Source organism: Burkholderia sp. GW821-FHT14F03, from assembly GCF_058803765.1.
This window is the reverse complement of sequence record NZ_JBXAPG010000035.1, coordinates 1-1,285: the sequence shown is the minus strand read 5'-3', so window position 1 is coordinate 1,285 and position 1,285 is coordinate 1. Positions and strand designations below refer to the sequence as shown.

Here is a 1,285-nt window from a genome sequence, read left to right as displayed (position 1 = left end):
CCGTCGATGACGAGGTGGACAGCGAGGCGATCGAGCTGTTGGCCGACGAGAGGCCGGTCGACGTGGAGGTCGACAGCGACGTGACATTGCTGTTGGTGGTGCTCAAGCCGGTGGACAGCGAGCTGATACCCGTCGATGACGAGGTGGACAGCGAAGCGATGCTGCTGTTGGCCGACGACAAGCCGGTCGACGTGGAGGTCGACAGCGAGGCGACATTGCTGTCGGTGGTGCTGAGGCCGGTCGAGAGCGAACCGATGCCGGTCGAGGTCGAGGTGGACAGCGAGGCGATGCTGCTGTCAGCCGACGACAGGCCGGTCGACGTGGAAGTCGAGAGCGACGTGACGGTGCTGTTGGTGGTGCTCAGGCCGGTGGACAGCGAACTGATGCCCGTCGAAGACGAGGTGGACAGCGAGGCGATGCTGCTGTTGGCGGTCGAGAGGCCGGTCGATGTGGAGGTCGACAGCGAAGCGACGGTGCTGTTGGTGGTGCTGAGGCCGGTGGACAGCGAGCTGATACCCGTCGAGGACGAGGTGGACAGCGACGCAATCGAGCTGTTGGCCGACGACAGGCCGGTCGAGGTCGAGGTCGAGAGCGACGTGACGGTGCTGTTGGTGGTGCTCAGACCGGTCGAAAGCGAACCGATGCCGGTCGATGTGGAGGTCGACAGAGAAGCGACGGTGCTGTTGGTGGTGCTGAGGCCGGTGGACAGAGAGGAAATCGCGCTGGTTGCCGTGCCGACCTGTTGTGCGACGGAATAAAGCTGGCTGCCGTTGATCGCGTCGGTGCTGGTTGAGGTGACTTGTCCGGCGGCGACGTTGGTGACCTGTCGTTCCGAGCCGGGCGCGCCGACACTGACGACGCTGGTCGGGTTGGTGCCGGCGAAGCCGCCGAAGGTGGTGCCGGCGATGGTCGCGCTGCTGGTGGGGTTGGGGGCAGCGGTGACGGAGTTGGCGCCGAGCGCGACGGAGCCGTTGTTGCCGGCGGAAGCGCCGGAGCCGATGGCGACGGCGTCGGTGCCGGTGGCGATGCTGTCAGGGCCGGTGGAATTGGCGTGGAAGTACTTGATGCCCTGGCTGTTGATGTTGTCGATGGCCGATCCGACGTTGTTGTTGGTCGTGGTCGTGCCGTTGGCGTTGTAGGTGACGTAGGCGGGCGCCGAGATGGTGCCGGTTGCGGGGTTGTAGGCTGCGCCGCCGCCGAGGGCCGCGGCGGTGCTGCTGCCGAGGTTGTTGGTGGTGGCGGTGACGGTGCTGAGGCCGGTGGACAGCGAGCTGATGCCGGTCGA

At 66.3% G+C, this 1,285-nt stretch carries 1 pseudogene; it reads right to left on the bottom strand.

Annotated features, from left to right (window positions below):
- Nucleotides 1-1,285, bottom strand: a pseudogene (locus tag AC1RQF_RS22580) (cell surface protein); the annotation flags it as partial.